Annotated in this window: 45 protein-coding genes; 27 read left to right on the plus strand and 18 right to left on the minus strand. The window is 59.7% G+C overall.

The genetic code is table 11. The annotated features are described in order from the left end of the window. Positions 1-2 precede the first annotated feature (2 nt). Positions 3-590, minus strand: coding sequence for a hypothetical protein (locus ACVJ5M_RS28210; RefSeq protein WP_456679502.1), 588 nt, complete (start codon positions 588-590; stop codon positions 3-5). Positions 591-923: 333 nt separating this feature from the next. Between ACVJ5M_RS28210 and ACVJ5M_RS28215 the strand changes: the two genes are divergently transcribed. From ACVJ5M_RS28215 to ACVJ5M_RS28255, 9 genes are all read left to right on the plus strand, one after another. Further along, positions 924-1,274, plus strand: coding sequence for a hypothetical protein (locus ACVJ5M_RS28215; protein ID WP_456679503.1), 351 nt, complete (start codon positions 924-926; stop codon positions 1,272-1,274). Positions 1,275-1,341: 67 nt separating this feature from the next. Further along, positions 1,342-1,695, plus strand: coding sequence for a DUF6876 family protein (locus ACVJ5M_RS28220; RefSeq protein ID WP_456679504.1), 354 nt, complete (start codon positions 1,342-1,344; stop codon positions 1,693-1,695). A gap of 65 nt (positions 1,696-1,760) precedes the next feature. Further along, positions 1,761-1,964 (plus strand): hypothetical protein, encoded by a 204-nt coding sequence (locus ACVJ5M_RS28225; protein WP_456679505.1) that lies wholly within the window; start codon positions 1,761-1,763, stop codon positions 1,962-1,964. A gap of 82 nt (positions 1,965-2,046) precedes the next feature. Then, entirely contained in the window at positions 2,047-2,700 is a 654-nt protein-coding gene (locus tag ACVJ5M_RS28230; protein ID WP_456679506.1) for a hypothetical protein, read from the plus strand. Beyond that, positions 2,700-2,948, plus strand: a complete 249-nt coding sequence (locus tag ACVJ5M_RS28235) for a hypothetical protein (RefSeq protein WP_456679507.1) — start codon at positions 2,700-2,702, stop codon at positions 2,946-2,948. Before ACVJ5M_RS28230 ends, ACVJ5M_RS28235 begins: the two co-directional genes overlap by 1 nt. Positions 2,949-3,029: 81 nt before the next feature. After that, on the plus strand, positions 3,030-3,464 hold the full coding sequence (locus ACVJ5M_RS28240) for a hypothetical protein (protein ID WP_456679508.1): 435 nt from the start codon (positions 3,030-3,032) through the stop codon (positions 3,462-3,464). Positions 3,465-3,679: 215 nt separating this feature from the next. Further along, on the plus strand, positions 3,680-3,940 hold the full coding sequence (locus tag ACVJ5M_RS28245) for a hypothetical protein (RefSeq protein ID WP_456679509.1): 261 nt from the start codon (positions 3,680-3,682) through the stop codon (positions 3,938-3,940). Continuing rightward, positions 3,937-4,116 (plus strand): hypothetical protein, encoded by a 180-nt coding sequence (locus tag ACVJ5M_RS28250; RefSeq protein WP_456679510.1) that lies wholly within the window; start codon positions 3,937-3,939, stop codon positions 4,114-4,116. The genes ACVJ5M_RS28245 and ACVJ5M_RS28250 overlap by 4 nt, the downstream gene beginning before the upstream one ends. Before the next feature lie 83 nt (positions 4,117-4,199). Further along, positions 4,200-4,499: a hypothetical protein gene (locus ACVJ5M_RS28255; protein WP_456679511.1), complete on the plus strand. Its 300-nt coding sequence runs from the start codon at positions 4,200-4,202 to the stop codon at positions 4,497-4,499. A 194-nt stretch (positions 4,500-4,693) separates the two neighbouring features. Here ACVJ5M_RS28255 and ACVJ5M_RS28260 read toward each other — a convergent pair whose 3' ends face one another. From ACVJ5M_RS28260 to ACVJ5M_RS28340, 17 genes are all read right to left on the minus strand, one after another. After that, complete coding sequence (locus ACVJ5M_RS28260) at positions 4,694-5,260, minus strand: hypothetical protein (protein ID WP_456679512.1); 567 nt, start codon at positions 5,258-5,260, stop codon at positions 4,694-4,696. 90 nt (positions 5,261-5,350) lie between these two features. Beyond that, positions 5,351-5,860: a hypothetical protein gene (locus ACVJ5M_RS28265; RefSeq protein ID WP_456679513.1), complete on the minus strand. Its 510-nt coding sequence runs from the start codon at positions 5,858-5,860 to the stop codon at positions 5,351-5,353. Then, positions 5,841-6,359: a hypothetical protein gene (locus tag ACVJ5M_RS28270; RefSeq protein ID WP_456679514.1), complete on the minus strand. Its 519-nt coding sequence runs from the start codon at positions 6,357-6,359 to the stop codon at positions 5,841-5,843. The genes ACVJ5M_RS28265 and ACVJ5M_RS28270 overlap by 20 nt, the downstream gene beginning before the upstream one ends. Before the next feature lie 282 nt (positions 6,360-6,641). Beyond that, entirely contained in the window at positions 6,642-9,296 is a 2,655-nt protein-coding gene (locus ACVJ5M_RS28275; protein WP_456679515.1) for a hypothetical protein, read from the minus strand. Between the two features lie 79 nt (positions 9,297-9,375). Further along, positions 9,376-10,095 carry a hypothetical protein gene (locus ACVJ5M_RS28280; RefSeq protein WP_456679516.1) on the minus strand — a complete coding sequence of 240 codons (720 nt, stop codon included), beginning with the start codon at positions 10,093-10,095 and terminating at the stop codon, positions 9,376-9,378. Between the two features lie 111 nt (positions 10,096-10,206). Further along, positions 10,207-11,274, minus strand: a complete 1,068-nt coding sequence (locus ACVJ5M_RS28285) for a hypothetical protein (RefSeq protein ID WP_456679517.1) — start codon at positions 11,272-11,274, stop codon at positions 10,207-10,209. A 124-nt stretch (positions 11,275-11,398) separates the two neighbouring features. Further along, a complete protein-coding gene (locus tag ACVJ5M_RS28290; protein WP_456679518.1) occupies positions 11,399-11,911 on the minus strand; it encodes a hypothetical protein in 513 nt (170 codons plus the stop codon). Continuing rightward, positions 11,908-12,525, minus strand: a complete 618-nt coding sequence (locus ACVJ5M_RS28295) for a hypothetical protein (protein ID WP_456679519.1) — start codon at positions 12,523-12,525, stop codon at positions 11,908-11,910. The genes ACVJ5M_RS28290 and ACVJ5M_RS28295 overlap by 4 nt, the downstream gene beginning before the upstream one ends. Positions 12,526-12,527: 2 nt before the next feature. Then, entirely contained in the window at positions 12,528-12,986 is a 459-nt protein-coding gene (locus ACVJ5M_RS28300) for a hypothetical protein (RefSeq protein WP_456679520.1), read from the minus strand. Then, positions 12,983-13,171 (minus strand): hypothetical protein, encoded by a 189-nt coding sequence (locus tag ACVJ5M_RS28305; protein WP_456679521.1) that lies wholly within the window; start codon positions 13,169-13,171, stop codon positions 12,983-12,985. Before ACVJ5M_RS28305 ends, ACVJ5M_RS28300 begins: the two co-directional genes overlap by 4 nt. Further along, entirely contained in the window at positions 13,171-13,434 is a 264-nt protein-coding gene (locus ACVJ5M_RS28310) for a hypothetical protein (protein WP_456679522.1), read from the minus strand. Before ACVJ5M_RS28310 ends, ACVJ5M_RS28305 begins: the two co-directional genes overlap by 1 nt. Continuing rightward, positions 13,431-13,739: a hypothetical protein gene (locus ACVJ5M_RS28315; protein ID WP_456679523.1), complete on the minus strand. Its 309-nt coding sequence runs from the start codon at positions 13,737-13,739 to the stop codon at positions 13,431-13,433. The genes ACVJ5M_RS28310 and ACVJ5M_RS28315 overlap by 4 nt, the downstream gene beginning before the upstream one ends. Continuing rightward, a complete protein-coding gene (locus ACVJ5M_RS28320) occupies positions 13,736-13,870 on the minus strand; it encodes a hypothetical protein (RefSeq protein ID WP_456679524.1) in 135 nt (44 codons plus the stop codon). The genes ACVJ5M_RS28315 and ACVJ5M_RS28320 overlap by 4 nt, the downstream gene beginning before the upstream one ends. After that, positions 13,867-14,088 carry a hypothetical protein gene (locus ACVJ5M_RS28325; protein WP_456679525.1) on the minus strand — a complete coding sequence of 74 codons (222 nt, stop codon included), beginning with the start codon at positions 14,086-14,088 and terminating at the stop codon, positions 13,867-13,869. Before ACVJ5M_RS28325 ends, ACVJ5M_RS28320 begins: the two co-directional genes overlap by 4 nt. Continuing rightward, positions 14,085-14,492, minus strand: a complete 408-nt coding sequence (locus ACVJ5M_RS28330; protein ID WP_456679526.1) for a VRR-NUC domain-containing protein — start codon at positions 14,490-14,492, stop codon at positions 14,085-14,087. The genes ACVJ5M_RS28325 and ACVJ5M_RS28330 overlap by 4 nt, the downstream gene beginning before the upstream one ends. Beyond that, the gene (locus tag ACVJ5M_RS28335; RefSeq protein WP_456679527.1) at positions 14,489-14,974 is read right to left on the minus strand and encodes a GcrA family cell cycle regulator; all 486 of its coding nucleotides are present in this window, start codon (positions 14,972-14,974) and stop codon (positions 14,489-14,491) included. Before ACVJ5M_RS28335 ends, ACVJ5M_RS28330 begins: the two co-directional genes overlap by 4 nt. Positions 14,975-15,027: 53 nt before the next feature. Next, complete coding sequence (locus ACVJ5M_RS28340; RefSeq protein WP_456679528.1) at positions 15,028-15,270, minus strand: transcriptional regulator; 243 nt, start codon at positions 15,268-15,270, stop codon at positions 15,028-15,030. A gap of 142 nt (positions 15,271-15,412) precedes the next feature. On the opposite strand from ACVJ5M_RS28340, the gene ACVJ5M_RS28345 reads away from it, so the two are divergent. The 18 genes from ACVJ5M_RS28345 (at position 15,413) to ACVJ5M_RS28430 (ending at position 25,239) form a co-directional block, all read left to right on the plus strand. Further along, positions 15,413-16,159: a helix-turn-helix domain-containing protein gene (locus tag ACVJ5M_RS28345; RefSeq protein ID WP_456679529.1), complete on the plus strand. Its 747-nt coding sequence runs from the start codon at positions 15,413-15,415 to the stop codon at positions 16,157-16,159. A gap of 133 nt (positions 16,160-16,292) precedes the next feature. Further along, complete coding sequence (locus ACVJ5M_RS28350) at positions 16,293-16,703, plus strand: helix-turn-helix domain-containing protein (protein WP_456679530.1); 411 nt, start codon at positions 16,293-16,295, stop codon at positions 16,701-16,703. Next, a complete protein-coding gene (locus ACVJ5M_RS28355; protein ID WP_456679531.1) occupies positions 16,694-16,822 on the plus strand; it encodes a hypothetical protein in 129 nt (42 codons plus the stop codon). Before ACVJ5M_RS28350 ends, ACVJ5M_RS28355 begins: the two co-directional genes overlap by 10 nt. A gap of 12 nt (positions 16,823-16,834) precedes the next feature. Beyond that, on the plus strand, positions 16,835-17,119 hold the full coding sequence (locus tag ACVJ5M_RS28360) for a hypothetical protein (protein WP_456679532.1): 285 nt from the start codon (positions 16,835-16,837) through the stop codon (positions 17,117-17,119). Further along, positions 17,116-17,310: a hypothetical protein gene (locus ACVJ5M_RS28365; protein WP_456679533.1), complete on the plus strand. Its 195-nt coding sequence runs from the start codon at positions 17,116-17,118 to the stop codon at positions 17,308-17,310. Before ACVJ5M_RS28360 ends, ACVJ5M_RS28365 begins: the two co-directional genes overlap by 4 nt. Further along, complete coding sequence (locus tag ACVJ5M_RS28370) at positions 17,310-17,792, plus strand: dCTP deaminase (RefSeq protein WP_456679534.1); 483 nt, start codon at positions 17,310-17,312, stop codon at positions 17,790-17,792. Before ACVJ5M_RS28365 ends, ACVJ5M_RS28370 begins: the two co-directional genes overlap by 1 nt. Positions 17,793-17,880: 88 nt before the next feature. Further along, a complete protein-coding gene (locus ACVJ5M_RS28375) occupies positions 17,881-18,108 on the plus strand; it encodes a hypothetical protein (protein ID WP_456679535.1) in 228 nt (75 codons plus the stop codon). Then, a complete protein-coding gene (locus ACVJ5M_RS28380; RefSeq protein ID WP_456679536.1) occupies positions 18,105-18,386 on the plus strand; it encodes a hypothetical protein in 282 nt (93 codons plus the stop codon). The genes ACVJ5M_RS28375 and ACVJ5M_RS28380 overlap by 4 nt, the downstream gene beginning before the upstream one ends. 1 nt (position 18,387) lies before the next feature. Next, the gene (locus ACVJ5M_RS28385) at positions 18,388-19,095 is read left to right on the plus strand and encodes a hypothetical protein (RefSeq protein WP_456679537.1); all 708 of its coding nucleotides are present in this window, start codon (positions 18,388-18,390) and stop codon (positions 19,093-19,095) included. Beyond that, on the plus strand, positions 19,092-19,364 hold the full coding sequence (locus ACVJ5M_RS28390; protein WP_456679538.1) for a hypothetical protein: 273 nt from the start codon (positions 19,092-19,094) through the stop codon (positions 19,362-19,364). Before ACVJ5M_RS28385 ends, ACVJ5M_RS28390 begins: the two co-directional genes overlap by 4 nt. Then, positions 19,361-19,582, plus strand: coding sequence for a hypothetical protein (locus tag ACVJ5M_RS28395; protein WP_456679539.1), 222 nt, complete (start codon positions 19,361-19,363; stop codon positions 19,580-19,582). Before ACVJ5M_RS28390 ends, ACVJ5M_RS28395 begins: the two co-directional genes overlap by 4 nt. Then, complete coding sequence (locus ACVJ5M_RS28400; RefSeq protein ID WP_456679540.1) at positions 19,583-19,777, plus strand: hypothetical protein; 195 nt, start codon at positions 19,583-19,585, stop codon at positions 19,775-19,777. After that, positions 19,774-20,028, plus strand: coding sequence for a hypothetical protein (locus ACVJ5M_RS28405; protein WP_456679541.1), 255 nt, complete (start codon positions 19,774-19,776; stop codon positions 20,026-20,028). The genes ACVJ5M_RS28400 and ACVJ5M_RS28405 overlap by 4 nt, the downstream gene beginning before the upstream one ends. Next, on the plus strand, positions 20,028-20,426 hold the full coding sequence (locus tag ACVJ5M_RS28410; RefSeq protein WP_456679542.1) for a dATP/dGTP diphosphohydrolase domain-containing protein: 399 nt from the start codon (positions 20,028-20,030) through the stop codon (positions 20,424-20,426). Before ACVJ5M_RS28405 ends, ACVJ5M_RS28410 begins: the two co-directional genes overlap by 1 nt. Before the next feature lie 8 nt (positions 20,427-20,434). Then, the gene (locus ACVJ5M_RS28415; protein WP_456679543.1) at positions 20,435-20,611 is read left to right on the plus strand and encodes a hypothetical protein; all 177 of its coding nucleotides are present in this window, start codon (positions 20,435-20,437) and stop codon (positions 20,609-20,611) included. Beyond that, positions 20,611-20,943, plus strand: a complete 333-nt coding sequence (locus tag ACVJ5M_RS28420) for a hypothetical protein (RefSeq protein ID WP_456679544.1) — start codon at positions 20,611-20,613, stop codon at positions 20,941-20,943. Before ACVJ5M_RS28415 ends, ACVJ5M_RS28420 begins: the two co-directional genes overlap by 1 nt. 364 nt (positions 20,944-21,307) lie before the next feature. Beyond that, the gene (locus ACVJ5M_RS28425; protein WP_456679545.1) at positions 21,308-22,981 is read left to right on the plus strand and encodes a recombinase family protein; all 1,674 of its coding nucleotides are present in this window, start codon (positions 21,308-21,310) and stop codon (positions 22,979-22,981) included. A gap of 65 nt (positions 22,982-23,046) precedes the next feature. After that, positions 23,047-25,239, plus strand: coding sequence for an RNA degradosome polyphosphate kinase (locus tag ACVJ5M_RS28430; RefSeq protein ID WP_063983670.1), 2,193 nt, complete (start codon positions 23,047-23,049; stop codon positions 25,237-25,239). Positions 25,240-25,251 lie beyond the last annotated feature (12 nt).

The following is a 25,251-nucleotide window of genomic DNA, read 5'->3' on the forward strand; positions in this document are numbered from 1 at the left end:
CTCTATCTTCGTGTTGCCATTGCCTCAAGCATGCGAGGCAAGAAGTACGCATCGACCTTCGCCGAGATCACTTGTTTGAAGTCTTGGCTGAATGGCACGTCAGCAGGTTGATTGACGTTGTGCGTCAGCGTGAACATCCGCACGAGCTTTTTGTTTTTGCCCCGACCCTGCTTTTGATAGATCGAATTTCCGATCACGACTTTCTTGCGCATGTTGACCGGTCGCTGATCAGTTCGAACGCCGCGCGATGTTAGCGTCACTGCCTTGGTCGGGATGATGAAACGACCTTGCGCTGTCTTGAGGCCGCCCTGGTCATGCAGCGCCAAGTGAACGTTGCCCTTGCTCTGATCATAGATGCGAGCCTCAAGATTGTACTTGTCGCTGAACTCGATGCGCAGCGCCCATCCGATGAACTGGCTATTGCGCACGGTCACGTGCGTCGGCCAAGTCTGATCAACGAGATGCTGCCGAGCATCCTTCACGGCATCGTTCAGCGCACGCGACAGCGCGAAAGGCATCTGGTCTGCGGCGGCGCCCCATTGCTCGGCGCTTTGGATCAGGCCGCCTACATCGAGGTCAAACTTGAACATTCGGTTTTTCCGGTGAATATGGGGCTAACCCCTTGAAAAACGTCAGTTTTATTGACGTTGATAAACCGGACAAAATGTCCTACATTACTGCTTCGGCCGGGTCGAATTGCCCGGGGTTCACCAGATGGTCCGGTCCCTTCCAAAAGGCCGGTTCGGCAAAAGCAAAAGCAAGTAGCCCAGCAAGCCATCCGCACCAACGTCAAGCGGCCCGCGAGTATCCTAGAAAGCGGAAGCGCCACGCCCCAGCAGAGCAAAGCCTTTCGAGTGCGCAGCGTTGGCTAACGCTGAGCTGCGCATCACGAAGCGCTTACGCTTCATCATGGAGAAGACAAGATGGAATTCAGCTTGTATCGCGGCGGTAACGACTGGTCTCGCGAAGTCGTTCACACCGAGACGCTGCTGACCGAATACTTCAACCTGAAGAGCAAGGCCGAAGTCGCTCGCCGCATCGGCTACAGCAATCAGGTCGTGAAGTACACGAACGCTCAAGGCGAGATCGCTTATCGTGCCGAGCTGCAGACGACTTTGAACGGCTCTCGTTATCAATCGAGCAAGTACGGCGTTTGGCGCGCCACTGCAGAGGAATGCAAAGCCGATCTGAAGAAGACGGTCGCGAGCGCAACGAAGCGCTATGCGAAGCTCGCTCTCGATCCTGCGAAAAACAAGATCGAGCATCGCGCCTGACTGTTTCGACACTGCGCAGCTTGCTGCGCAGCACGAAGCAATCATGCTTCATCTAGGAAGGCACAACATGATCACGCAAAGCGATCTCGCGCAATTCACTGGCTCTGAGCGCGTCTATCGTCACAACCTGATGCGTACGATCGTCTACACTGACGGCGTGAAGTATCTCGCCGAGAAGGCGAGCGCATACTGGCTCGTCGATAAGATCGCGTCGCTGCAGCTCAAGGCAGAAGTAAGAGCTGAAGAATTCCAGACGTGGAAGCTCAAGCTAATCGCCGCAGGCCATCGCGCAGAACTGACTTGCGATGACGGCAACGGCAACATCGTGCATAGCGAGGTCATCGATTTCACTGACTTCCCTCTCGACGAGGTCGCGCTGTTCTACACGAACAGCACGATCTTGCTGCCGAGCGAATACTGACTGTTTCGACACTGCGCTCTTCGGAGCGCAGCACGAAGCAATCATGCTTCATCGGAGAGGCAATCATGGTCAAGACGACACGCAAGCAACGCGAAGCGCTCGCGCGGGTTCACTCGCGCAAGCATCCGGTGCCTGAGATTAAGCGGAGCGACTGGCTGCGCGGCTATCGCGCCTTCCGTCGCACGGTGCAGCCCGGTTATGACTGCATCATGGTGCATTGGTGCGGCATGTGGCTCGGCATCGAGCCTGATGGATACACTCACTCGTGAATGTTTCGACACAGCGCTCTTCGGAGCGCTGCACGAAGCAATCATGCTTCATCGAGCCACTAGGCTCAGGAAGGTCTCTGCAATGTCAAAGTATCAGAAGCAAATCGATCGCCACGGTCGTTCCGAGATTGTCACGGATGTCCGCGCGTTCGCTTCTGACCTCGCGAAAGCCCTGAAGGGCGGCGCACTGAATAAGCCGCGCGAGGACATTCACGATGACAAGGACAACCGCGCGACGTTCATGCTCGGTGCTGACCTGATCATCGTGACCGGTAACCGCTACGGCAGCAAAGGCCGGGTGTCTGTCTACATCGAGGCGCCCGAGATCAAGCACGCTGATCGCAACCACTACAGCAAGGATCACAAGTGCAGCGATGCAACGGTGAGCCCTGATGCACGCTCGATTGACGTCATCGCAAAGGACATCAAGAAGCGCGTGATCGATGCGTCGCAAGCGGCGCTGAAGCTGCAGCGTGAATATGCTGCCATCCAAGTGGCAGCTCGCAATAACATCGTCGAGCACATGCATCAGCTCAGCAGCAAGCTGCCAGGCATGAATGTGCATCGGCGAGATCAGAGTGCGCAGACTGCAGGCGTCAGTAGCAGTAGCGGCGACCATTACGTCAGCGGCACACTGAACAGCGACGGCACGGTCTCAATCAGCCATATCGGCTCCATGTCGATGGAGAAGTTCGTGGCTGTGATGAACCTGTTGAAGAAGGAGGAGAACGCCTAATGCAGATCGCGGCAGGTCAATTCAAGACCCTAACCGGCTTGCTCAACGGCATTCTGACTGCGGTTAAAGCAAACCGCCCAGCCGATGCCGTTGATGCATACAGCATCAAAACGTTCTGCGAACGTCACGAGATCAGCGTGCAGCTCTTCTACAAGCTGCGCAAGCAAATGCCCGAGACGTTCACTATCGGAGACCGCGTGCTCATCTCGCGAGAAGCCGCCGCTAAGTGGCGCGCTAGTCGTAAGTAAGCCGGCCTGAATGTTTCGACACTGCGCAGCCATCGAGCTGCGCAGCACGAAGCAATCATGCTTCATCAGAGAGGGTTGCTAATGCCCGAATTTATTTTATCGCTCGGCACGCCTGAAGCGGCGCGCCGATACGCTGCACTCGATCAATTCACGCAAGGCTACATCGAGGCGATGTTCTTCACGAGCACCGGCACAGGCGACGACGCCGACAACGATCTGGAGCATGCGACATTCGCCGAGTTAGCGCCACTCACGCTCCGCACCATGATCGAGGAGTGCAAGGCGTTTCAAATACAGAACCGCATCGCTCTCGATGAAGCGCTCGATAAGGGACGGATCAACGGTTATGACGAAAAGGCCGCTGGTCGTGACTTCTGGTATTCGCGCAACGGTCACGGCACTGGTTATTGGGATCGCGATCTCGGCGATGTCGGCGACACACTGCATAAGAGCGCGTCACAGTGGCGAGGTCGCGACTTATGGCGAGGCGACGATGGTTTGATCCATATGTCGTAAGGATACGAGAATGCGCCGCCTCAACGTCGGGCTGCTTCTCGGCATCGCCCTCTCAATCGCTGTCTGGTCACTAACAATCTGGGGGATCGCACATATCATCGATGCATTAGTTCACTGACTGTTTCGACACTGCGCAGCCATCGAGCTGCGCAGCACGAAGCAATCATGCTTCATCGGAAGGAACGCAAATGCAAACCGCATCAAATGGCGACGTCGTGATCGCGTGGGGCAACCGTGAGACGTACAACCGTCACAAGGTTGCGATCGACGTACAGGACGCCGTCAACCTGCGCGCGCTGGCGCGCGAATTCGTCAAGGTCGTCGATAGCGCCATGAACGAAAACCGATCGACTGAGGCGACTTGGTCTGACGACGCGGTCGTCATGTTCGTCAACAAGTTCGAAAGCCTGTGCCGTTCAGAGCAGCGTTTCAGCGCGGCTTATGCGGCGTGTAAGGCGAAGGCTGGAGGATCATGATCGTCGTCGCCAACGGCGAAACTTACTACTGCACAAAGAAGCCCGTCGCTGTTAGCGGCGGGCACAAGATCGTCGGGCGCAAATGGTTGATGCGCGCACGACGATGGACACGCTACACAGAGACGGTCATCGTCGAGCGATACGACATCTATCAAACTGAGGATGACGAAAAATAGGGAGACTAAAACATGTCTGAGAATAGTTCGGGCAACATGCTGCTCGTCCTGATCGCCGCGTACTTCCTGCCGTCGGGTTCGTGATGTCAGGCGGCGCCAGCAAGCCAACCATGAACGGTTATCAGTTCCGCGAGACCGTCGAAAAGCTCGGCTTCACAACATTGCGCGGCGTGTCGCACTTCTTCGGCGTCAACGAGCGCACCATCTCGCGTTGGATCGACGCCAACCAAATCCCTCGCCCCGTGGCGATGGTGTTAGCGCTGATGGTCGAGAAGGAATTGACGCCCGAGGACGTTCTGAAAGCCGCGAAGGTTGATGCCAAACAGATCGCGTTTATTCTGAAATACCTAAAGGATCATCGCGGCGAATGGCACTCGCGATAAGGCTGCTCTGCTGGGGACAAACAAACAAAAAACGCGCTTCGGACCATGACGGTTCGGAGCGCGTTTTAGTTTCAATCCACCAAGCCCGGAGGCGCGCACAGCTCGCCCACGTCGGGCGATAGGTATCCCCCCGGTTTTTAGGTTTGGCAATCCAGTTATCTACCGCAATCGACTGAAAGCGGTCGATAACTATGTCACCACCCCTCCCCGAACACTTCCGCCAGCATTTCCGGGCCGTACTCGATGCGCTCGACCAGTGTCAGCCGGCGCACCATGGCGCGACGCAGACACGATCGGGCGGCGCTGTAGCTCATGCGGCGCCCGCCCCGCGCCCGGTACTCTCGGTATGACCGATTGAACCATGCCAGCTCGCCCCGGGCATTAGCAGCCCCCAGAGCGGCCTCAACCCGCCGAGCTGCTTCGGACACCCTCCGCATAACGGTCGCATGGCTGGTCAGTTTTAGCCCGGCACGGGCCGCTTCCGCCTCGATCTCGGCTTGCACGGTGAACACCGAGCCATCAACGGACGGCGCCTTGCGTTTCAGCCGGCGCGCCAGCAGATCGGCGTCGGCCCGGGTCTCGACCCACCATGCCGCGACGATCTGCAGGCTCGGCCACATCTTGCGCAGCTCGCGCTCGCTCGCTTCGAGGTCGCGCGTCGATCGCACCAAGCAACATGCATCAGCGAGGCCGATGAACACCGCCGCAATCTCGATGCTCGCGATGAAGTCGCGTTCACCTTCACGTGGATATTGCAGCATCAAACCCCCAGACGACGAGCGCGCTTATTCTGAAAAACAAATTCCTTATTCTGAAAAACGGCGCGGTTGACACTCCTCTGCAAATCAGCATCAAAACACCGGCACGCGATCAGCGATCAACCGCGTCGCGATGATGTCGCAACCGGTGTCGTGACGCAGGCGCCAAGTGTCAGCGAAGCCGCCGCGCTTCTTCGTCACCCATCCCGCATCACGTTCAAGCGCGTGCGCCTTTCCGAGCGCGTTGACCGCTTCGCATAGATGCGGATGGCTCGCCGACAGATACTTCATCGGCCAATAGCTGACCTCGATCGCGCGCGTGATCTCACGCACTGACGGCGAGACGTGGGTACGGTTCTGCTGCTTCATCGTGCGTTCAAGCTCGCCCTGTGCTTGCTGTGCGAGCAAGTCTTCCCATTCGTACATGTACGACGGCCAGGCTGATGCGGCGCCGCCCTTCGCGCCAAGCGGCAACGCGCGAAACGTCACGAAGCCCTCAGTGATGCGCAAGCCGACATGCGGACCATTCCAGCGCGGAGGCAGCTCTTCTGCCGGTGCTGCCGGTTCGTCGTCGAGGATTTTCTTAATCAGCGTCGTCGGCATTCGTCACCCCCAAAATCTCGGCGCCCGGGAAGGCGTCCTTGACTGCTGCGATCTTCTGCTTCGCTTCGTCGTGCGCGATCATCGTCGCGATCTCGTCCGGCGAGAACCATGCAGCGAAGCGCTTGCCCGCCTGCGCACGGGCGCGCTCGCCGGCCGCCTTCGAGCTGGCGATGATGATGCGCTTGCCGGTCTTGGGATCGGCGCCGACCATGTACGCATCATCCGGCACGCCGGCCGCCGCGAGCTTCGCCGAGATCACGCCATAGGCCCGGCACAGCCGCGCCCCGGTCTCGTTGACCTCGCTGGCGGTTCCCAGCTCCATCGCGGTCGCGTAGGCAGTCAGCGCGCCCTCGAAGGCTTCGGCGATCTTGGCGTCGAGGTTCCGCACCGCCAGCCGGGTCCATCGCGCCTCGAAGGCAAGCGCTGCTTCGGACACGCGCGGCGCCCATTGCCGCATAGCGAGGTCGATCGTCATGGTCATGCCATCACGCCGGCTCATCGCGCGCAGTCCGAAGGTGAATGAGGCGTCGCGTGACAGCGTGACGGAAATGTCAGCGAATTCCCTACTTTCCCTAATACTCTCTTATTCCCTTCTCTCTCTTCCATATCTCTATTCTCTCTCTCTATAGTCTCTCTTTACCTGTCACTACTGTCATAAGAAGAAGAAGAAATAAGAAGATCAGTAGCTTAGAGGAGTGACGGCTTCAGTGACGGCGAACCTGATTTTGGTGGTGATCTGTCAGCCGTCACAGACGCTGTGACAACAAACCGTCATGCGGCGTCACTGAGCCTCGCCCTTGTCACCGTGCCGCGCGCGCATCGCGACGACGCTTTTGCGCGTGTCCCAGCTCGGCGGAATGATCGAATTGACCTCGCGCGCCGGGTCCGTAGCGGTCGCGATCTTGCCCTCAAACAGACGGCTCTCAAAAGCTGTGCGATGGTAGCGAAGCCCGCTCTTGTTGAGTGCGATCCCGCAATAATACCGGCTCGTGTTGTCGCGCATCTCCTTGAGATCGGCGCCGATGCGCGGGTCGCCGATAGACTTCATCGCCTTGCCGATCGCCTCATTGGTCGGGAGGCGCCGGTCCTCGCCCTTCAACTCCATCCACCATGCGGAATGCGCCAGACAGAAATCCGACACGCGGATGCGGGCCATGGGGTCGAATTCGATACAGTCCTCCAGGAAGCCCGCCACGAGGTTGCTGTCGCGGTGGATGGCTTCCGAGGTTTCTTTGATGCTGGCGGTCAGCTCGATCGAACCCCGCTCCAGCGCCCTGCGAAGCCCGGCAATCGCCCAATTGAGAACGCCCGGCAGCTCGGTCGCCGCGACGAATTCGCCGGGCTTGGCGAACCCACGGCGGATCGCTTCAGCGGCGGCGCCGACCGGCTTGTCGTCAAAGAACTGGCGCGAGACCTCGATGATGATCATGCGGGACACGATCGCCTTGGTCGCTTCCTTGAACTGCGGCTGAAAGTTCGTGGCCCAGAAGATCGGCGCGCGAACGATCTGCGTGACGAGCGGGCCGTTCTTCACGTTGATGCCGACCGGCTCTTGCGTGATGATCGATTTGACGGTCTGGGAGAAATGCCACTGGCCGCCGAAAGCCTCATGCAACACCCAAGGCTGGCGCTGGCGAAACGGCATGGCGCCGTGCGTGCTCTCGACAGTGCCGATCGGCGCAGCAATGACGCGACCGAACATGCCGGCGACGACATCGAGCGGCCCGGACTTTCCGAGGTTCTGAATTCCCCAGAACACGAGCGCCTTCGACATCGAGCGCGGCTTGCTGTCGATCAGCGCCGCGCCCATGCATTCCTGCACGACGCGCACGAGATCAGCCTGTTCGCCGTCATCCTTGTCGCCGAACATGTCGGAGATCATCGTCTGCCACCATGGGCAGGTTGCAGAGGGATCATAATCGACCTCAACGCGCCACGTGCAGAAGTGATCCGGGCGCGCCGGCTCCAGCGTCCCGGTCAAGGGATCGACGAGACCCGAGCGCGTCGGGATTTTACCATGCTGATCCCATGGCAGTTCATTGTCGCGCCACAACTCCGGTTGACGCTTGATCCAGTTGCGCGTCTCGTTGATCAGCTTCATGCTGGTCTTGTAGCCGAAGCCAACCGAGATTTTCTCGACGCGAACGTCGAGCCAATCGTACTCGGTGCGCAGCTCCCAAACGCCGTTGCTGTAGAGCCATGCGCCTTCCTTCGTGCGGATCATCTGCTCGCCATCGGCCGCGAACTTGGCAATGACGGCCTTGCCGATCGCGATGTGCAGCTCATTCGGCTTCGGAGGCGCCGGCGTGATCACCGGCATCTTGACGACGTTGCCATCAACGGCTTCGCGCCCTTCCTTATCCTCACGCTCGACTTCATTGCGCGTCGTGACGTTACGCTGCAGCTCGCCCTCGATGACGGTGAACTTCGGCTCGACCTTCTTCTTCTCATCGCGCGGATGCTTCTTCAGCCAGCTCTCGCAATCCTTGCGCAGATTGCGCTCCTCGATGCGCCAATTCCAGCGCGCACCATAGCCGCCAGCGGCGAGGCGCGTGTAATGCATGATGACGTTGACGACGTCTTCAAGCTCCATGCCCGTCGAGAGCATCGAGGCCGCGCACTGGATTTGCGTCTGATGGATCGAGCTATCGCCAGGCCCCATGTACATCATGCCTTCGAGGCGCGCGATGACATCGATCGGCGGCTTGATGCCGTGCTCCTTCGCATACTGCGCGAAGAAGTCGTCGTCGGCCACTTGCATTTCGCCGACAGTCTGGCCGGGCTCGCGCGCCTTGCGCAGCAGCAACGGCGACTGCTCGGAGAACCATTCTTCGAGGTCGTCCAGCTCATAGCGGCGATCGGGGTCGAAACTCGCGATCATGACCGGGATCGGCTCGCCGGTCTTGGAATTGCGAGACTGCGGCATGCGCATGACGCGCGCGACCTCGCAGACCTGAAGATCGCCGGCAAAAATATCGGCGAGCTGACGCAGCGCCGCCTCGATGCGCGCCTTGGCGTCATCGCTGTCGAGATCGAACGGCTCTTTCAAAAACCAGTAGGCATGCACGCCGCCGCCCGACAGGATGGTCGCGCTCGGCAGAAACTTGGCGCGACGAAGTTGCTTCATCACGTCTTCAATCGGTTCGTCGCCGAGCAAATCGGTATTCTTGAAATCGATATCGATGAACAGCGCAGGAAACTGCTCGACGTTCTCTTTGTTGCGCTTCTGCGCGCCCTGTTTGATGGTGCTGACACACACGAACGTGCCGCGACCGTTCTGATCCCAGCGCTCGACGAAGCCCGTGATCTCGGCCGGCTTGCGCGACAGAACGTGCCGCTCCGGTCCGGCGCCGCGCTCATTGGTGAATGAGCACGTGTAAATCGGTCCCGTCGTGTGAGCGAACCATGCTTTCAAAAATTCAATTGCCGTCGTCATCCCTGCCCCGTTCTATGGTTCGCTGATAGAAGCGCCGGGCACGTATGCCCGGCGTCGTTGTCGTTCAGTCCGTAATCAATCAGAACGGGATATCTTCGTCAGCAGCTTTGCGGCCGGCGTCGTCTGCCGCCTTCTGCGCAGCCTCTTCCGCCATAGCCGCTTCGAACTCGGCCGGGCTGACCTTGCCGACAATCTTGAACAGGGGGATTTTGACCCAGCCATATTTGTCGTGCTTGTACTTATCGACAAGCAACTTCACGACAGGCATTTCGCCTCGCGCCCACATGCGCTTTTGCTTGCCGAAGTCGGTGCAAAGCGCCTTGACGGCGTTGATGGCACCGCGCGACGACGCCGTGAACGTGAAGAGAGCATCCTGATCGTCGAGGCCCGGCACCTTAAACAGCAGATAATTCGTCTGCTGCCACGGGTCCTGCGGCTTACCATCGTCGTCAGTCTCCCATTGGCTTTCGTCGGTATCACCGAGAGCTTCGCGCTTCGCCATAGCGAGATCGCCACGCTTCATCGCTGCAACGCTATCGATCAGCGGCACCAGAAGCTGCTCGGCAGGCTTCTTGTCCTTCCACTTGATCCAGCCGACAAGCAGCTCATTCATGTTCGCGGCAAGCTCGGTGCCTTCCTGCATGATGTCGCCGTTCTGGCCGACGAGCCAGTCGCCCTTATTGAACTTCAGCAACTTGCCGATGATGCGCGTGCCAGCGGTCGCGCCATATGCGGAAAACGGATCGAAGTCCTGATCGACAGCGATGCCGGTCTGATTGGTATTAGTCAGTGCGTTCATTTGCTCAATGCTTTCTGTTTTCTGTTCAAGGATTGCGCCGCGCTCTCACGGCAGTCACACCACTCCTTGCGGCCCACCACAGGCCCCGGCATGTGTCGCGTTGGGTTTCGGTTAGCCCTTCAGGGTGATTTGAAATCGATCGGACGGCTCGCCGACTTTGGCGAACTGCTCGATGTTGATGCCAAGCTCGGTCAGCGCTTCGCGCATGGCGACGCCGTCATAGGTCGTCTTGCCGGCGATCGGAGACCAGCTCACGACGCCCGGCACCTTGCGATAGCCTTCGGCGCGCAAGCGCTCTTTGAGCTTGTGCTGCAGCTCTTTCATGATGCTCGACTGACTGTCGATCGCGGCATCAATCTGCTTCACGGCGCGGGCGAGTTCAGTAACCTCCGCGACGAATTCCGGCAGCATGCCCTTCTTCAGTTCGGCATCAGGCACGCGGCGACGCTCAACGCCGCACGCCTGGGTGAACGGGCAATACTCGCAATCCTTGCCGCCGCCGATCCAACCTTCCGGCGCCAGCTCTTCCGCAGACTTCGCCAGCATGATGCGAGCGGCGCGCGTCTTGGCGTTCGCGTAAATCTGCGGATCGAACTCGATGACGAATTCGGGACCTTCATTCCACCACGACGCATCGGTGTACGACAGGATCGAATGCGTCGGCTTGTACGGGGTCAGTTCGCGCACGAGACCCATCTGCACGTGCGTCTGAAACACGTTCTCGGTCTTGGGGTCGGCAAGGTTGGTGCGCGGGTCATAGGTCTTGCACTCGACCATGACCTCGCTGCCGATCAGACCGCACGGGACGCCGGACATCGCAGAGATCAGCGCGCGCTCATTTTCGTCGAGCTGCGTGACCATGCCGTCCGGCGTCGCCGACAGATAGCCGCTGAAGAACGTCTGCTGATCTTCGCCGGCAAAGAGCAGACGATCGCCGAGCTGCGCCTTCAGAGCCGGCGCCCAGAAGTGATTTTCGAACATGGTGCCGCGCAGCTTGGCGCCGTAAGTATCGACATAGTCAGCGTCGGGCTCGACGTTGTCGTCGAGCTTCTTGGACCAGAACACCTTGCGCTCGCACTGCCCTACATCGGACGCGCCGACCGTGTGAATGCGCTCATTGGGATCGAAGCGGTTGATCGAAGCGGCGTGCGCATCGAGATGCCGACGGAGGAAGTTCATCACTTGACCTTCTTAAAGCTGCGGACCGTGACGCCCGGCTTCGAGAGCCGGCGAGCACGCCAATAGAGTTTTTCTTCGAGCTGATAGATGAACGGCGTCGTGTCGCCATTCATCGTGCGGTGAACTACGCCCCGTGGCTGCTGTCGGTGCTGGCGCGCTTGGCCTTGGTGATTTCACCATGGGTCAAGTCATAACCAACGATGCGCTTACGGATCGCCGCGTTATAGATTTTGTCCGGCTTACCTTCCGCCTTGCGGCGATCGCGCGCGACGTTGATTTGAATTTGGCGGTCACGCGACATGGGCTGCACCTTGCCCAGGCGAGTAGCGGTGAAGGTGTATTTGTGAGGACGCACTTCGACATTGCGGTCGAAGTCGATCAATGCCTTTTTCGCCGCTGCTGGTGTGTCTGCCCGCCAGTGATAACCGGCGATATTGAATTTGATGTGGCCCGCGTCAACGCGAACGTGCAGCTTGTGTGCTGGCTCATTAGGAAACATCGTCTTCAATGCGCGAGCGATGGCAACCTTCTCCATGCAAAGCGTTGCGACGCGGCACTCGCCGTCATTGATGTCGATGCTGGTGACGCCGACTTGAACCTTCATGGTGTGGATCGTTTTCGTCTTAATCGTTTTCACTTGTAGGTCTCCTTCAGTCTGCTGAAAAATGTCTGGCGTTCTGCTGCGGTCATCTTGGCGACGAGGCGCATCGATTGTTCGATAAGCGTGCTCGACGGCTGCTGTTGCTTGATCTGTGCCTGCGGCTTCGTGGCCTTGTATTGCTTGCCGTCCTTGCCGGTGCGCCTCTCCACCATCGTCTTGGAATTGCTGCACGAATTTTCAGTTGGCGATTTTTCGCCAACTGCCTTGCGAGCAGCAGCGACGGTTTCGTGATGAACGCCAACTTCGCGCCCGACTACGCGATCCGACATGCCCGCCAGTTCCGGCTTAGCTTCGATCGCGGCTTGCACGCTTTTGCAGGCCGCTACATACCTCATGAGCTTTTCCAGCTCGGCGGGCGGCCGGTCGAAATAGTCATAAACGAACTGCTTCCAGCTCTGATTGTCAGCTTCGATGCGTGCGCGCAGCGTGACGAGCATTTCGCCCGCTTCGCGACGGTGGTTGGCAGCATCATTGTCGTTCTGATCAGCGAGCCGCAGCTTGATGCCAATCGCCTTCGCTACATCGTGGAGGGATGCAGTTTCTTGATCGGTGACGACCTTGCGCAACTCGACTACATTGGAGATCGCCATGCTCAGTACCCCATGATGATTTTGCGGCAGATGATGAACAGATTGTCGGGATCACCCGGCAGCGGATCATCGAGCGGCGAGAGCCCCTGCTTCTCGCGCTCCAACATGATGCGAGCCGAGATCATGCCGAGCACGGTCTGGCGTTCGTTACGATCAAGCGGCGCGGTCCAGCCGCTGCGCAGGTTCGCGACAAGCTCTTGCGAGCTGGCCGGCAGTTTCTTCACGATCGCCATCATCACGGCGTAAGGCTTGCCGTGCGCACCATCGAGCATCGCCTGGTGCTCGGCGCGCTTCGCTTTCTTGAACTGCGAGAGCAGCACGGACTTTTCGCGCTGCGCCTCTTCCATGGCGCTCGGCTTCATCGGAGCTTCTTTCTCCGACTGGATCACGTGCGACTTCTTCGCGCGCGTATGCGTCGCGCCGGAGCGGCCCCCGTAGGCTTCGAAGGGATCGTCGCTCACGGAAGCAATCCCAACTGCCAGAGACGAACCTTCGAGACCAACGTCGTGTAGTCGGCGCCATTGAACTGCGGCGACCACGCGATCAGCTCTTTAGCGACATGATGCGCGGTGTATTCGAGCAGGTTGACCTTGCCCTCCAGCCAGCGCGCATTGGTCTCGTCGAGAAGCTTCTTATCGACCACCATCACGCAGCCTCGCGGCGCGTGCGCAACTCAAAGAAGCCGGCCATGTTGGGATGACGAGCGAGAAACCAGCGCGCCAGCGGCGCCGTCCAATGATCGTTACACTTGAACTCGCGATCACCGCGCTCGATCTTCATGTGCCAGCGGATGCGATGAAGGATCGCATCGGAGGAATACCGGTCGTAACCGGCAGCGGCGACTTTTATCGCCAGCTCTTCAAACAGCTCAGCGACACTGGTCGGGATGTCGGATGGCAGATTGCTCATCGCTTGAATTTCTCTGGAGCGCTGGGGTTGATCTTGAAGTGCTGGCAGGCTTCCGCATGGTGCGGCACCTTCGCGCCCTTCCGGCCGCGAGAGAGTTTCGAGAACATCTTGCAGACGGCATCCGTGAGCTGGCCGTCGTAAGCGCGATAAGACGCATTGAATGCGTCCCAATCGATGCATTCGCGGCACGTGCGGCCATGCGGTCCGGTGCCGGCGAAGTGCGCCATGCCCTTGTGCGTGATGCGATGTTCGCGCGGTGTGTCGGTCAGCTTCGCGCCGATCGATTTCTCGTTGATCAGCTTCATCCGATCACCTTGATGATCGTGACGATGACGACGCCCCAGAACAGGATTTTCAAACCGAGATCGATGCTGCCATTGACGAAGCCAAGCAGGCTCGCGAACAGCACCAACATGACCGCTGCGCTGAAGCTCATTTCAAAGCTCCCTTCGCCGCGTCATAGGCATCGCGCAGATCGAAGAATTCGACGCTGTCGCGATATTCGTCAGCGGTCCAATCGCGCTCGTAACGCTCATACCAGCGGACGAACTGAGCCAGCGCTTTCGTCGAGCGCAGGTTCTGGTCGATCAGCAAACGCATCGCGTCACGGTCGTGACCATCAACGATCGCGGCATCGATCTCGGACAGGCTCACAGGAACATCTCCTTTGCGATCGGCTTCAGGACATTCCAGTCGATGAGGATGCTGGCCGCCTCTTCGAGCGAGTACGCGACAGCCCAGAGCGCGCCGCTGCGTTTCAATTGCGCGCTGAAGCCAATCTGAGCGACGGAAAGCGAGCCGGTTCGCTTCTTCAATTCGAGGAAGGCCGCGCGACCGTTCGGCGGCAAAACGAATTCGAGATCAGGAACGCCAGCGACAAGACCCTCAGCCTTCGCCATGGCAGCGGCGCGGAAGCCGCGACGGCCTTCATTGGGGATTTTGAATGCGGTGACATCGTCGCACTTGCAGATCGTCACGATCTGCCAGAGCTTCGCCTGAATGGTGTGCTCGCTGGGATCGATGACGCGCTTGCGCACGACAGTGAACGGGCGGCTCATCGATAGGCCCGCCGCGTGTTCTGAGGCAGCTTCGGCGGGATGAGGTAGAGCGCGTGATGCGTCGCGCAGTACGACGAGAGCTTGCCTTCCCAATTCAGGCCGCGCGTGTGGCCGCAGTACATCGTCGGCTCGCCGTTCGCGGACACGACGGCTTTGCAGTCACCATCGCCAAGGCAATCGAAACAAACAGGGGCGCCAGCGCCGGCCACGATGGCGACAGGCTCACGTTTCGGCTCCTCGATCTTGCGAACCTGCCGCGTGAACGGGCGCCGCAGCGCGGCCTTGCGACAATTATGACGCCGAACTGACGCCGGCCGAGTTCCCGTCAGTTTCAGGCGGTTGAACTTGCCGATAACGGCATTGCGAGTGCAGCCGAGCTGCTTCCCAATTTCCGAAGCGCTCAACCCATCCGCGTGCAATCGTCGAAGGATTACAACGCGATCTGAGGTCCAGAAGGTATTGATGCCGTTAGAAGCAACCATGGATTGACCGTCAGTAAAATTGACTTTTCCGCAAATGCCCGGTAGTTCAGCCGTTAGCTGGCGGGGTAAATGTCAGGGCGGATGCGGTGACGGGCGATGCGCAGGAACTCGCCGACCTTGATCACGTGCTCGGCCGGAACACGCTTCCATGCGTGTGGAGCGTTAGGGCTCTTGATCCCGCAGATTTTCGCGATCTCGCTCGCGAGGCCGCGCGTCTCGCGGATTGCGAGGAGCACGGGGTCCTGGGGGTTAATCCACTCGGCGCGTTTGTCGCCGGGCTTCTTCGCTTTCGTCATAACGCTCCCTTTCGGTTAGGGGAGCGAGACGTAAGTTAATAACGAGATTTACGTAAGATCGTTATCTACCGCTTTCTGGAGGGAACGAATGAGTTATCTACCAACGTCAAACGCGGCAAAGCTCTCAACCGTTGGAGGTAGAATGCGCGCGGTGCGTCTTGCTGCAGGCATGACGCGAGATCAGGTTGCTGAGGCTCTCAATGTCTCCGGCCCGACTGTCACGTCATGGGAGCAAGACAGGGTTGATGAAGTCCCCGCGCATCGCATCGAGGCTTTTGCAGAGCTGACTTCGGTGCCGATCGATTGGCTGACCATGAAGGTGAAGCAAACGCCGAAAGCGCTGTTTGACCAGCTCGCGCAGCACTTCGACAAGAAGCGCCAGAAGCGACACGGCGATGTGCCGACATCGCCACGCCTGCATTTTGCCGCAGCAAACGACCATTCACCCGGCGACAACATCAAGGACATCGGCGGCGCCGCTAACGCTGAAGTGCTGGAGATCAGGCCGACGATGAAGGCGCACGCCAATGGTATCGACACCGAGAAGCCGGAAGCGCGATGGATGATCCCGGCGCAGGTTTTGAAGTTCAGCTTCAACTGCGACCCCGACAGCGTCGTGATGAAGCGCGTCATGACGCCGTGCAAGCTGCCGGACGGCACGCCCGTCCATCGCGGCGATTACTTCCTGATCGACAGTTCGCGAAACGACATCAACGAGACCGGCATTTGGTACGTGACTGACCCGGAGGGCAAGGAAGCCAAGCGAGCCCATGTGACGCTCTCTGACGTTACGCAGCTTTCCATGGTTCTCGAAGGTCATCCACAGCCCGTAGAAATCTCCGGTTACACCGTACTTGGACGGGTAATGTCCGTTTTCCACTCTGCCTAGAACGACTTAACGTTAGGCTGACGAAAGTCGCCACTAAGTTATCTACCAAGCACAATTGACCTAACCAGCCGTTAACGTCATTCCTGCTGACGACGCGGGCGACCTCCTCGCCCGCTCCCCAGAGGAAATGACCATGATGATGGTGATGATGGCAGCGGCCGAAGGGCCGCGCGCCAGCCGCGCGCCTGTGCCTTCGCCGCAGTCGAGCTTGCCGAAGCTCCCCAACGACGCCGCTCGCATTGCATGGATCGATCGCGAGTATCATCGCCAGCTCACGCCTAGCTCCAATCAGGCGAAACTCATGCTGGAGATCGCGGCGCAAGCCTTTCATGCCGATCTCGATGAGTTGTGCGCGCCCTCCCGCAAGCGCGTGATCGTCATCAAGCGACAGAAGATCGTCTGCATCGTCCTTCTTATGACCGACGCGCCCGTGCGCAAGGTCGCCGCGCTTCTCAATCGCCGGCATACGACCATCATTCATGCCAAGCAGAAATACGAAGTCGCGTTGACTGCTGCGCTCGCGAAGGCCCGCGCATGCGCCTAGCTCTCATCGCCTGCGCCATTTGGGGTCTCATGATCGCGACGTTCTGCGTCCTCGATGAGCTTCGCAACATCCGCGCAGAGCTTCAGGGCGCGCGCGTCATCCATACCAACCAGCAGTAAACCGAGGGACATATGACTGACCTGATGACGTTCGCCGCGAGCGGCGGGCCGCTGAGCGATGCTGACCGCGAGAAGCTTGAAGCATCCGATCCGATACGTTTCGTCTGGGTTCGTAACCGCAACGCTGCCGGCCCCGGTCGCGATCCCATGCCCCAGCTCATCTTCGAAGATGTGGCCGTCTCGCATCTGGAGATCGTCGCCGAGCACGTGATCGACGATCGTTTCACCGACAACGCCGGCACAATTCACCTTGCAACTCTGATCGCCGTTTTTCCGGCGCCGGAGATCACGCCGTGAAAGTCACGTTCACAACCAGCTTCATGTTTGGCGACAAGGTCAAGATCGACAGCGGCGACATCGTCGGCATCGTGACCGGCTTTTGCTTCTATCCCCATGGCACGCAAGTTCAGGTTTCATGGTGGAACAGCGGCACCATCGTCGAGCAATGGATTGCCGACTGGCGCCTGAAGTCTGCGGAGGCGGCGTGATGATCCTGTCAACGCAATCCATCCGCGAGCGTTGCCTGAAGCTCGCGTTGCAGCGCCCCATGATAACCCCATGCTTCGAGCGCACGACGTTCGAAGGTCGCAGCTTCGGCCTGTCGTCGTGCGGCTATGACATTCGCCTCGCACAGACCATCTGGCTTTGGCCGTTCTGGGGACGGCTCGCCAGCGCCATCGAGCAATTCGATATGCCCGATGATGTCTGCGCCGAGGTCAAGGACAAGAGCACCAACGCGCGCCTGTTCGTGTTCGTGCAGAACACGATCATCGAGCCCGGTTGGAACGGCTTTCTCACGCTGGAGCTGACGCGCTTCCTGCCATGGCCGATCCGCCTGCGCGCCGGCACGCCGATCGCCCAGGTCGTGTTCAAGCTGCTCGATGAACCGACCGAGCAGCCGTATCGCGGCAAGTATCAGAACCAAGCGAGCGGACCGCAGCGCGCTCGGATGGAGGCTGTGATCCCATGAGCACAGAAGAACTCATCGTCAGCGGCGCTCTCGCCGTTGGCATCTGCATCGCCCTCGTCGCAACCTTTTTCATTCGGTAGCTCTCACCATGCAGTTTTCTTTTCATCGAGACAGCGGCGTCGTCGTCATCAACGGCACCGCGCATCATGTCGATATGACCGGCGTGCAGCCCGAGATCGCTGGCGTTCGCTGGTACGACGATCACGGCACTCTCACCTATGCCGATGGCCGCATGGTCGGCATCGGCGATGTCGTGCGCTTCAAGGCGATCATCGATCTTTGGCACGCGAAGCAGAACGCGATGGTGCGTCGATGAGCAGCAACATTCCGAAGGCTCGCGAACTCCTTTCACATGTTCTCAACACAGCCGCACTTTCTCACTCCACCCGATCCACCATCTCGACTGCTTTGAACATGATGACGCGATCGGCGCCGGTTAAGCGTGCGCCGGCTGTTCGTCAGACGATCGATCGCAAGTTGCGTTCGCGTGTGCTCCAGCTCGCGCGCCAAGACTACACTCACCATGAGATCGCTGAAATGGTCGGTCTGCGCAATAGCGGTCGCGTGTCGGAAATCCTCAACGGGAAGCGCTGACATGGCTCGCTCTGATCTCTCAACCTGCTTCGAGCACACACTGCTGCCCCATGGTGACAAGCGCGTGCGCGGCATCATCGCTCGCTGCGGCAAGTGTCAGGCCGCAGCTCCCCTGCCCGTCAACACGCAGGGCAATAACAAGGGCAACGACGACGAGATCGAATGGCGCTTCATCGCGCGCAAGCTCGAAGCGAAGGGCTGGCAGGTTGGCAAGCGCCATCAGGATCACCGCTGCCCGCGCTGCCAGAGCGTCGCGAAACTGACCGTCGCCGAGATGAAGCCGCGCCCCGGCAATATGCAACTTGTGAAGGAAGCATTGATGAACAACACGACCGTTACGCCGCCGAAGCCGACGCCCGCCGTGCCTCGCACCATGACGCGCGACGATAAGAACATCATCTATGAGAAGCTGAAAGAGGTCTACGTCAGCGACAAGGTTGGCTATGGCGATGGCTGGTCGGATCAGCGCGTCGCGACCGATCTCGGCGTTCCGCGCGGCTGGGTCGCTACCATCCGCGATGAATTCTTCGGCGAGGAGATCACGAGCGAGGTCACGCGCAAGATGATCGCTGAAGCGCGCGAGCTTATCACGAAGGTTCGCCAGCTCTATGGCGAGGTCGGCGTGAAGTACGTCGAGCTTGGCGCGCTCGCCGATCGCGCCAGCAAGATCGAGAAGCATTTGGCCGAGATCGCGAAGGTGATGAAGTGATTAACCCCGACCTGCAGACGCTGCCCGACGAACAGCATCTCGAATTCGTCTCCAAGATGTCGAGCGCGATGCTCGGCGCCATGGGCGACACCATGCGCGAGTACCTGCATTTCAACATTCCCGTGCATCTGCTGCAGGGCGCGATCGGCCACGTGCTGACTTGCACCTTCGAGATGCTGCCGTCGAGCTACAAGACGGATCATCTGAACAACTTCAAGACGACACTCGACGGTCGGGTCGCAGCCCAGCTCAAGCGGAGCATGCAATGAGCCGCGCATTCGACAAGATCAAGGCTGGTCTCGACGAAGCGCTCGATGTCGCACGCGGCGACACGACCGCCATCGCACGCATCAGGGTCACGCCGTCCTGCGGCTGCGTGTTCTGCGATCTCAAGGTCGCGCTCTATCGCGATGACCATGGCTTTTATCATACCGGGCCGGAGGACACGCGCATCGTGTGCGAAGCGCCCATTGAGGGGGACGAATAGATGACTTGGGGCTGGGTTGTTTTGATCGCGATCCTGTCGGCATGGGGCGGTTGTCTCAGCGGCGTGTTCGTCATGCTGATGTTCCAGAATGCGAAGCGTCTCGACGATGACGACGATCGCATCTGCGGCAGGAGCATGAGCGAGTTTGAATACAAGGAGCTTGATCAGCACCTGCGCGAGCGGGGCATCCTGTGACCAACGATGACCACTATGACGAATTGATCCTACTGATCTCGGAGGCGATCGACGGTCACGTCGTCGAGTACCCCGAAGGCGTCATCATAATTGAGGTCGTGCAGGCCGCTTTGATGGAGGTAACCATCAAAACATTCCACCATCTGACGCCCGCGCGCCGGAAGGATTTGCTCGAAAGCTACCTCAACCGTCTGCGCATGTGCGTCGAGGGCATCGATGCGCCGACGCCCGGCAGAAAGGATTTGCATTGATGACTACCCTGCCCGCCAACCCCAAGGACCGCTTCGGCATCCGGAAGGTCTCGCTCTCGAAGGTGCCGGCTGTCGCCATCGCGCACGAGGCGCACGCCATGATGGACGGCGCCGAGAAGTACGGCCCGTTTAACTGGCGCGAGAACGCGATCATCACATCGATCTACATCGACGCCTGCCGGCGCCATATCGATGCGTACTATGACGCGCGCGAGCAGTGTGCGCCCGACAGCGAGGCGCACCATCTCGGCCATGCGCGCGCATGTCTCGGCATCATTCTCGACGCCGAGGCGACCGGCAACTTGATCGACGATCGACCGAAGGCCGGGATGATCACAGCAGTGTTCAACAAGATCGCTGCCACCATCGAGCGCCGGCTGTCGGCGCGCATCAAGTGAGAGGAGCAATGAAGAGAAACGAACTGACCGACATCGCAGCGGTGCTGCGCTTCGAGACTGCGAACGCATACAAGATCAGTGACGGCACTCGCGAGGAGTGGGTTCCTAAATCACTGGTCAAATTCAACGACGACGGCACCTTCACCATGCCGGAATGGCTGGCGAAAGATAAGGGCTTCATCTGATGACCGCGAACCCGCTGCAAAAAGCATTCGAAGACTATCACATCATGGCCGACGAATTGGCGACGGCCCAGGATCAAATCCGCACGCTGATGCTGACCAACACTGATCTGTTGCGTGAAGGCGACTTCACGCGCGCGAAGCTCGCCAAGGTGACGAGCGAGCGCGATCGGCTGCAGGCTTATGCGATCGAGCTGACGTCGCGGCTCGGCGTGATCGAGGAGACCATCATCGCCGCCAAGCAGGCAGCGGTACGGCATGCGGTCGAGCAGACCGAGCAGAAGCCGGCGCCGGTCACTGAGCGCGCGACTGAACTTCCGAAGCTCACGTTCTGAGCTGCGTGAAGGCGCCGCCCGGCTGAACGAAACCCCCGCCATGATCCCCCATGGCCGGGCCTGCTCTGACCGGGCGGCGCTGACTTCCGTCATTCCGAAGGTTAACGGAAAAAACCCTGTAAATTCAATGCCGGCAGCCAAACTGACATCTGTCGTCAGATGAGCTGACATTTCGGACAAAATGTCTTAAGTTAGGTGACGTCAATGCATCGCCGCCAGCAAGGGGTAATTCGGCCTCTTGATCCATCGGACCCGAGACACCTGAAACATCCGAGCCATCGAGACGCATGGCTCGCGCTTGCTGAGGCGATCGGGAGACTGGAGGCGCGAGACATGATCAGGCGATTACCGAAGGGGACCGAGGATGAAGACGACGGCGGCGGTTAAGCGGGTAGCTCTTTATGCCCGTTACTCTAGCGACCTTCAGAAAGACCGCTCTATTGAAGATCAGTTTGCCGAACTGGAGAAGGCCGCGAAGCGCTTTGGCTTCAGCATTGACCCGCGCCATTATTTCTCTGATCGCGCGGTGTCAGCGACCTCGCTCTTCAACCGCCCCGGCCTGACCCGCGACCTTATGGGCGCCGCTGAACGCAAAGAGTTTGATGCGGTGCTGGTCGAAATGACAGACCGTCTGTCGCGCGACAAGGCGGACCTCTTTTGGCTCGATAAGCGCTTCAAGTTTCATGGCGTCGGCCTTTTCACGCCGACGAACGGCGAGGTAAGTGACTTTCAGTTGCTGATCGACGGTCACGGCAATGAAGACTTCGTCAAGAAACTGCGGGTCCGCGTGAAGCGCGGCCATGACGGCATCACCCGCGAAGGGAAGGTGCTCGGCGTCTGCTATGGTTATGACAAGGTGCCGGGCAAGCCGGGCGAGCGCGTCATCAACGAAGCTCAAGCCGAGATTGTGCGGCGCATCTTCACTGAGTACGCGAACGGGAAGACGCCGCGCCAGATCGCGGCCGGTCTGATGCGCGACGGCATTCCTTCGCCGTCTGGCCGCTTGGCTTGGAACCATCAGAATATCGTCGGCGGCAACTCGACCGGGCGCGGCCTGATCCATGGCGAGATTTATCGCGGCAAGGTCATCCGCAACCGCTTCACCACGATGAAGAACCCCGACACTGGCAAGCGACTGCCCCGGCGCGCCGATCCAAGTGAATTGCTGACCGCCGAAGTCCCTCATCTGCGGATCGTCTCGGACGAGCTTTGGAGCGCCGCTCATGCGATGCGCGCCCAACGCGCCGCCGAGAGCAATAGCGCAGGCTACGTGCGCAAGCCGATCTTGGTGCGTCGGCAATATTTGCTTTCTGGCTTAATCAAGTGCGCCACCTGCGGCGGCAAGATGACCTATGTCACCAAGGCGCGCGGCGGTCAGGTCGGCTGCTCGAATGCCCGCTATCGCCAAACCTGCGATCACAACAAAGCCTATAAGCTGGAGGCGATCACCGAAGAAGTGATCAATAAGATTGACCATGAACTTAGAGACCCGGAATTCCTAAAACGGCGGATGCAGGCGAGAGCAGCGGAACTAGCCAAGGCGGCAAAGGAAGGTAACGCCGAGCGAGAGAGCGCCCAACGGCAGCTTGACCGGCTCAACGTTCAAATCTCCCGCCTAGTCGATCTGGCTGCCGAAGGCGATCTGCCGGTCGAAGAGATCAGAGAAAAAATCAAGGCGAAGGAAGCCGAGCGCGCGACCGTCAAAGAGCGGCTGAAGCTGCTCGGCAATGCGAGCAACGTGACGCCCCACCCGGCCGCTATGTCGGCGTTCGGCAAGGACATGGAAACCCTGATTTCCCTATTGCGCCGCAATCCGGAAGACACGGCTTGCCGCATGGCGCTTGGAAATCTGATCGATTGCGTTCTTGTGCATCCGACGCCCAAACGGGCACCTTATGATCTCAGCCTCTATGTGCGCGTTTCCGCGATCGGCAACCTAAGTCTCTTCCCTGAAGTCCGATCCCCCGACAAAATAATGTCAGATGAAGGGGTTAGAAGTTACGCTACAGGCGTTGTCATCGAAACGTCATCGGACTAACACATGCTCCCGCCGGTTTTGCGCATAAGTCGCAAATTGGGGCGAACTGGATGGATCGACTTCTGATGGACTCTGCGCAAGCTGTTGAAATTAAAGAAAAAGCCCCGGAGACCGAGGGCCTGCCGGCGATTGCCTCAAGTCCCGAGCGCTTCATCAATCGCGAGCTCTCCTGGCTGCACTTCAACCGCCGCGTCCTCGAGGAAGCGGTCAATCCCAGCCACCCCATGCTGGAGCGGGTGCGATTCCTGTCGATTTCAGCGAATAACCTCGACGAGTTCTTCATGGTCCGCGTCGCCGGCATCAAGGCCCAGATCCGCGAGGGCATCGCCGAGCGCAGCCCCGACGGCCTGACGCCGTCCGAGCAGCTCGCGCTGATCAACCGCACCGTCTCGCAGCTTGCCTCCGACCAGCAGGCGATCTGGCGCGACCTGCGCGGCACGCTGGCCGACGTCGGCATCGTGCTGGTCGACGGCAAGGACGTCACCAAGGCGGAACGGACCTGGATCGAGGACTACTTCCTCAACAACGTGTTTCCGCTGCTGACCCCGCTCGCGATCGACCCGGCTCACCCCTTCCCGTTCATTCCGAGCCTCGGCTTCACCATCGCGCTCCAGCTGACGCGCGCCGCCGACGGCAAGCAGATGAACGCGCTGATTCGTATGCCCGGCAAGATCGACCGCTTCATCCGGTTGCCGGCCGAGGGCAAGGTCGTGCGGCTGATCTCGCTCGAGCAGGCGACCGGGCTGTTCATCAACCGCCTGTTCCCCGGCTACAATCTCCACGGCCAGGGCGCCTTCCGCATCATCCGCGACTCCGAGCTCGAAATCGAGGAAGAGGCCGAAGACCTCGTCCGCCTGTTCGAGACCGCTCTGAAGCGCCGCCGCCGCGGGTCGGTGATCCGGCTCGAGATCGACGGCAAGATGCCGGAGGAGCTGCGCAGCTTCGTGCAGCATGCGCTGTCGGCCGCCGACGACGAGGTCTTCCTGGTCGACGGCGTGCTCGCCATGAACGAGCTCTCGCAGCTCACCCGCCTCGACCGGCCCGATCTCGAATTCACCCCTTACGTACCGCGCCATCCCGAGCGCGTGCGCGAGCATGGCGGCGACATCTTTGCCGCGATCCGGCAGAAGGACCTCGTCGTCCATCATCCCTACGAATCCTTCGACGTGGTGGTGCAGTTCCTGCAGCAGGCCGCCCGCGATCCCGATGTCGTCGCGATCAAGCAGACGCTCTACCGCACCTCCAACAACTCCCCGATTGTGCGCACGCTGGCGGAAGCCGCCGAAGCCGGCAAGTCCGTCACCGCGCTGATCGAATTGAAGGCGCGCTTCGACGAGGAGGCCAACATCCGCTGGGCCCGCGACCTCGAACGCGCCGGCGTGCAGGTCGTCTACGGCTTCCTCGAACTGAAGACGCACGCGAAGCTCTCGATGGTGGTGCGCCGCGAGGGCGGCGGCCTCACCACCTACGTCCACACCGGCACCGGCAATTATCACCCCGTCACCGCACGTATCTACACCGACCTCTCCTACTTCACCTCGGATCCGACCATCGGCCGCGACGCCGCGCGCGTGTTCAATTTCATCACCGGTTATGCCGCGCCGAGCGATCTGGAAAAGATGGCGGTGTCGCCGCTGACGTTGCGCAAGCGCATCATCGAGCACATCCAAGGCGAGACCGCGCATGCGCGGCATGGCCGCCCCGGCGCGGTCTGGATGAAGATGAATGCGCTGGTCGACCCCGACATCATCGACGCGCTCTACGAGGCCTCACAAGCCGGCGTCCAGGTCGAGCTCGTCGTGCGCGGCATCTGCTGCCTCAGGCCCGGCATTCCAGGCCTGTCGGAGAACATCCGCGTCAAGTCGATCATCGGGCGCTTCCTGGAACACGGCCGAATCTACTGTTTCGGCATGGGCCAGGGCCTGCCGAGCGCGAAAGCGGCTGTGTATATCTCCTCGGCCGACATGATGCCACGCAACCTCGACCGCCGCGTCGAGGTGCTGTGTCCGCTGCAAAATCCCACGGTGCATCAGCAGGTTCTCGAACAGATCATGGTCGCGAATCTGAAGGACAATGAGCAGAGCTGGCAATTGTTGCCGGACGGGTCCTCGACGCGTATGAAGACCGCGAAGGGCGAGGAGCCTTTCAACGTCCACAACTACTTCATGACAAATCCGAGTCTATCTGGCCGTGGAAAGTCGCTCAAGGAATCCTCGCCGCGCCGTCTCACGCGCCGTAATGAACGTCATCAATCTTGATCCGGGATCGAG

Source organism: Bradyrhizobium sp. S3.7.6 (assembly GCF_054061875.1).